Genomic DNA, 5,425 nt, shown 5'->3' with positions numbered 1-5,425 from the left:
GGCGCTGGACTTCCGACGCGTGCCCGGCGGCTGAGTATCCCCGCAACCCGCGCTCCTCCCTCCACCCCCTTTCCCCCCTCCACCCCCGTTCCCCCTCCACCACGCTGCGCGTGGTTCCCCTCCCCCATTGGGGGAGGATGGTCCTCCCCCCAGGCGCAACGCGCCGGATCGGGGGAGGTGTCGCCCCGGACTTGTTCCGGGGTGACGGAGGGGGCTCTTGCGACCCCGCTCGCCTCCGGCCGCCGGCGGCTCTATATCGGCGCCCATGCCTGACCAGACCCCTCCCGACGACCTCGTCGGCGCGTTCCAGATCGAGGGCGAGCCCGTGCGCGGCCGCATCGCCCGGCTGGGCGCGGCCATCGACGCGATCCTGAGCGCCCACGCCTATCCCGAGCCGGTGGCCAACCTGCTGGGCGAGGCCTGCGCGCTCGCCGCCCTGGTCGGCTCCAACCTCCAGTTCGAGGGCCGGCTGATCGTCGAGGCGCGGGGCGACGGGCCCGTGCGCTATGTGGTCGCCGACTACGACACCGGTGGGTCCCTGCGCGGCTATTGCCGGTTCGATGCGGGCGAGGTGGAGGCGATCTCCGGCGGCTTCGTGCGGCCGGGCGCCCGCGCCCTGCTGGGCAAGGGCGTGTTCATGATGACGGTCGACCAGGGGCCGGACATGGACCGCTACCAGGGCATGACCGACATCCAGGGCGAGACCCTGGCGCTCTGCGCCGAGCAGTACTTCGCCCAGTCCGAACAGACCCCCACCCGCGTGCGGCTGGCGGTCAGCCGGGGCGAGACCGGCTGGCGGGCCGGCGGCTTCCTCATCCAGTCGGTCGCCGCCGACGCGACGCGCGGCGAGACGCTGGAGGCGTGGGTCCGCACCCAGGCCTTCTTCGAGACCCTGGGCGAGGACGAACTGGTCGACCCCGAGCTCGGCTCGGACCAGCTGCTGTTTCGCCTGTTCCACGAGGACGGCGTCCGCGTCTTCGGCTCCCTGCCCCTGCGCGCCGCCTGCCGCTGCAGCCAGGACCGCATCGAGACGGTGCTGAAATCCTTCGACGCGGCGGAGCGGGCCGACATGGTGGAGGGCGACGGGGTGATCCGGGTGACGTGTGAGTTCTGCGCCCGAGTCTATGCGGTGGCGCCGGAAGCGCTGGGGGCCTGAGGCGGGAACCACGGAACGCACGGAACTCACGGAAGAGAACCACGAAAGACACGAAACACACGAAATCGGACGGCGCGGCGCGCCGTCGAGGATTCAACTGCGGAAGGGGTCGGTCGGGGCGTCGGCGATGATTGTCGCCGCTTCGCGGCGGCTTCCGTGAGTTCCGTGCGTTCCGTGGTTCATTCCGTTTTTCTGCGGTTCCGATTCCCGCGTCACGCGCTGCTCTTGGCGCGGATGCGGCCGTGGCTCCTGGGCGAGCGGATGGCGGCGAGCCATCTCAGGTGGCCCAGGCGCACGCTGAGCAGGCGGGCGGCCCCAGGGTTGGCGGCCTTGGCGTCGGCGGCCTCCAGCAGCTCCATCGACCGCTCGGTGATCATGTCGGCGTGGGCCTCGCGGGCGGCCGAGAGGGCGATGCTGAAGTCGCGGTTGTGGCGGCTCCACGAGATCACCGTCGAGAGCGGCGGCATCAGCGGATCGCGGCAGATGGCGGGCAGGGTCTCGCCGTGGGCGTGGCGGGCGCAGACGATGCGGGCCATGGCCTCGCAATAGGTGGACTGCGGCCCGGGCCCGCCGGTCTCGCTCTTGCGGCGGGCGTCGTCGAGATCCTGCGCGAACTCGGGGTGATCGTGGACCCAGCGGGCGACGGTGCGGCGATGCGGCATGCCCGGGTCTTCGCAGACGGCGGTGAGGGGGCGGCCGAGCTCGACCTGGGCGCAGATCGCCTCGGCCAGATGTCTCGAATAGAGCGTATTGGGCTCCCCTGCGCGCGCGGGGGCGGGCGCGTGCGTGGGAGCGTCGCCTTGTGAGAGGGTTTCTGGGGGCCGGGTCTGGGCTTCGGACATGGGGGCGGGCTCCCGGCCTGAGGCAGGCCAAAGACGTGAGGCTATGCGGGCGCGACGGCCCGATGGCGCGTGAGATGGCCCGACCGGCGACGGCTGCGCAGGCGCGACGCGGATCGGCAGGGTGGAGACTAGCTCAGGCGGGCGGGTGGGTCAAGAACAAAAGAGTAACACTAGCAGGGACTAGGTCGGTCCTAAAGCTGGACCTGGGTCTGAAACTGACTCGTTGCCGACCCTCGTCGCGTCCGCTTGCGGGCTTGGAGCTAAGGACCGCTGCCGACCCAAGGCCGCACCGGGTCACGTCGGCTCATGTTTCATGAAATGCCCTCACAAGCCGAAAAAGCAGCACCATTCCGGCTGTAATCGGCCTACTCGCCTATTAGGCGAACTCGATTGCCCGTAACCCTAAGCCATGCTCGAAGGGCCGAACATCTTTCTTTGATTGGAGTTCACTGTGATGAAAGTCCTGAAACTGGCGAGTGCAGCGGCCGCTGTCGCGATGCTCACCCTCGCAGCAACCCCGACTTTCGCCGCCACGGTCTATGACGCGGTCGCGGACTTCTCATCCACACAGTCGACAGGCGTCAATGGCGTTTGGAGCTATGGCTTTGATGGCGGGTCAGGATTTGTCGCTTACGACAAGATCACGTTGAACGCAGGCGGGCCTGGTGGTCACTCGTGGACAAGCACCAGCTGGGTCTCAAGCGGGGTTCCCGCCGTTGTCGGGAACGTCAGCGGTGGCACCCTCAGCTACGCCACCGTAACCCACGGCAATGATGTCCTGAATGTCCATCCGGGGGCGAACAGCGCCGCTGGCAATGGAGGCATTGACTATGACAGCATCGTTCGGTTCACGGCGCCGGTCACCAGCACCTACAGCTACTCGGGTTTCTTCCGCGTTCTGGATTGGGCGCAACAGAACGGGGTCAAAGTTTCGGTTGGGGACAACAGCGCACCGATCCTACTGACTGGCCCCCTGGGCAACCAGTCCAATTTCTCGGGTCTCGTCACTCTTTCCGCTGGCGATACGTTCGATTTTCGAGTGAACCGCGCCGGCAACTATTACTATGATTCAACTGGCCTATCAGCGTCCATCACCGCCGTGCCGGAGCCTGCCACCTGGGCGATGATGATCATTGGCTTCGGCGCAGCTGGTGTGATGGTGCGTCGCCGTCGCGAAGGCGGTGCGACCTATCGCCTTGAAGAGGCAATGGCCGAGGGGCGCGTTCTGACTGAAGAGTTCGCGGCTTCGGACGACGCCAGCGCGCTTAGCCGCGTGGCCGCCGTTGTTACCGGCGAATTCAAGCTCTGGCGCGGAGATGTCCTCGTCCGCGGCTAGGCTTGCCGCCACGTTCGACGTCAAGAGCCCCGGTCTTGTGACCGGGGTTTCTTCGTTTGTGGGCCACCCTCAGCCCCGCAATGTCCCTGGCGACTGCTGGGCCAGGGATGGAGTGCTGTTGATCGCCTCTCGCTCGGTCGAAACATTGCCGGCGAGGGTGCGTTGGCAGACGCCATGAGAAGTCGAGGTCGCCTGGAGCGTGCTCGATCCAAACACCGCCAATGCTCACGCAAGACGCTGGAGCAACGAGGAGTGCGTGTCCGCCGCGGGTGCGTTCATCAGCCGTTCGAATGAGCTGCGGCCCAACGGCGCAAACTAGGTCTCCAACAAGGACCGCTTTCCCCCCATCGCGGACATTGGGAGGGTCCGCTTTCGGCCCAGATGCCAGTGTCAGTTCCTGGCGCAGAGTCGCCATCCATCCCGCCAGCGCGCCCCAACCCGCGTTTCTGGTGGCGATGCGGGACCGGGGACATTAATTCCCTTCCCATGATCCAGCCTCACCCGTCCGGCGGCTACATCCTGGATGAGCTTGTCGTCGGAATGACCGCCGAGAAGCTCGTGACCGTGACCGAACAGCGCATCCGCCAGTTCGCGGAGGCGTCGGACGATTTCAATCCGCTCCACATGGATGAGGCGTTCGCGTCGAAGACGGCCTATCGGGGCCGGATCGCGCACGGCCTGCTGTCGGCGTCGTTCGGCTCCGCGATCGTCGGCACGATCATGCCGGGGGCGGGGGCGATCTATCTGGGCCAGACCCTGAACTTCCACCGGCCGGTTCGCATCGGCGACGTGGTCACGGCCCGCGTCACGGTCGCGTCGATCGATGAGGCGGCGGCGCGGGTTGTGCTGAGCTGCGAGGTCTATGTGGGCGGCGAGCTGGTGATGGACGGGGCGGCCACGGTTCGGGTTCCGCGTCGGCGGCGGCCGGCGCGGGGGGGTTAGGGGCGGGGCTCGCCGTTCCGCTTCAGGGTCCGTGCGAGATGGCGGTCTCCCATGCGGCGGACGCATGGGTCCCCCGGACAAGCCGGGGGATGACGGCTCGGGTAGCGCGCGCTGCTGCCTACGCTGCGTCGAGCGCGCGGCTCACGTCCCGCACCAGGTCCTTGGCGCCTTCGAGGCCGACGCTCATGCGCACCCAGCCTTCGGTGAGGCCGATCTCCAGGCGTTCGGCTTCGGGCATGGAGCGGTGGGTGGTGGTGGAGGGGTGGGTGGCCATGGATTTGGCGTCGCCCAGGTTGTTGGAGATGTCGACGATCTGCAGCGCGTCGAGGAAGCGCCAGGCGGCCGCCCGGTCGCCCAGGTCGAAGGCGATGACGTTGCCGCCGCCGGTCATCTGGTTGGCGATGAGAGCCGCCTGCGGGTGGTCGGGCCGGCCGGGATAGCGGGTGGCGAGGGTCTTGCGGTGGGCGGCGATGGCGTCGGCCACCAGGGCGGCGTTGTCGGTCTGGCGGCGTACGCGCAGCTCGAGCGTCTCCAGCCCCTTCAAGAGCACCCAGGCGTTGAACGGCGAGAGCGCCGGCCCGGCGTGGCGGTGCATGTCCTTGTAGGCGCTCGTCATCAGCTCGGCGGCGCCGAGGATCGCGCCGCCCAGCACCCGGCCCTGGCCGTCGATGTGCTTGGTGGCCGAATAGACGACGATGTCGGCGCCGAGCGCCAGCGGCTTCTGGAAGATCGGCGTGGCGAAGACGTTGTCGACGACCAGCTTGGCGCCCGCCGCATGGGCGATCTCGGCGACCGCGCCGATGGCGGTGACCTCGAGCAGCGGATTGGCCGGGCTCTCGACCAGGAAGACCTTGGTGTTGGGGCGTACGGCGTTTTTCCAGGCGGCGAGGTCGGTGGCGTCGACATAGGTGGTCTCGACGCCGAAGCGGGGCAGCAGCTCGGAGACGATCCAGCGGCAGGAGCCGAAGAGCGCGCGGCCCGCCACCAGATGGTCGCCGGCCCTGAGCAGGCCCATCAGCGAGAGCTGGATCGCGGCCATGCCCGAGGCGGTGGACTTGCAGGCCTCGGCGCCTTCCATCAGCGCGAGGCGGTCCTCGAACATCTGGGTCGTGGGGTTGCCGAAGCGCTGGTAGATGAAGCCCGGCCCGC

General features: G+C 68.1%; 4 protein-coding genes and 1 pseudogene. 3 read left to right on the top strand and 2 right to left on the bottom strand.

Annotated features, from left to right (window positions below; all coding sequences use genetic code 11):
- Positions 1-265 precede the first annotated feature (265 nt).
- The gene (locus ACIQ3R_RS14850) at positions 266-1,156 is read left to right on the top strand and encodes an Hsp33 family molecular chaperone (RefSeq protein ID WP_397419636.1); all 891 of its coding nucleotides are present in this window, start codon (positions 266-268) and stop codon (positions 1,154-1,156) included.
- 212 nt (positions 1,157-1,368) lie between these two features.
- Here ACIQ3R_RS14850 and ACIQ3R_RS14845 read toward each other — a convergent pair whose 3' ends face one another.
- Entirely contained in the window at positions 1,369-1,998 is a 630-nt protein-coding gene (locus ACIQ3R_RS14845) for a hypothetical protein (protein WP_397419635.1), read from the bottom strand.
- A gap of 454 nt (positions 1,999-2,452) precedes the next feature.
- On the opposite strand from ACIQ3R_RS14845, the pseudogene ACIQ3R_RS14840 reads away from it, so the two are divergent.
- Both ACIQ3R_RS14840 and ACIQ3R_RS14835 read left to right on the top strand, forming a co-directional pair.
- Positions 2,453-3,172: pseudogene (locus ACIQ3R_RS14840) on the top strand (PEPxxWA-CTERM sorting domain-containing protein); the annotation flags it as partial.
- 648 nt (positions 3,173-3,820) lie between these two features.
- The gene (locus ACIQ3R_RS14835; protein WP_397419634.1) at positions 3,821-4,276 is read left to right on the top strand and encodes a MaoC family dehydratase; all 456 of its coding nucleotides are present in this window, start codon (positions 3,821-3,823) and stop codon (positions 4,274-4,276) included.
- Between the two features lie 118 nt (positions 4,277-4,394).
- On the opposite strand, the gene metZ is transcribed toward ACIQ3R_RS14835, so the two are convergent.
- Positions 4,395-5,425 (bottom strand): O-succinylhomoserine sulfhydrylase (gene metZ, locus ACIQ3R_RS14830; RefSeq protein WP_397419633.1); only part of this gene is annotated, 1,031 nt, incomplete at its 5' end.

Source organism: Phenylobacterium sp. (assembly GCF_044371015.1).
Lineage (GTDB): Bacteria > Pseudomonadota > Alphaproteobacteria > Caulobacterales > Caulobacteraceae > Phenylobacterium.
Note: the sequence above shows the minus strand (reverse complement) of the source record. Positions and strands in the feature narration are given on the sequence as shown.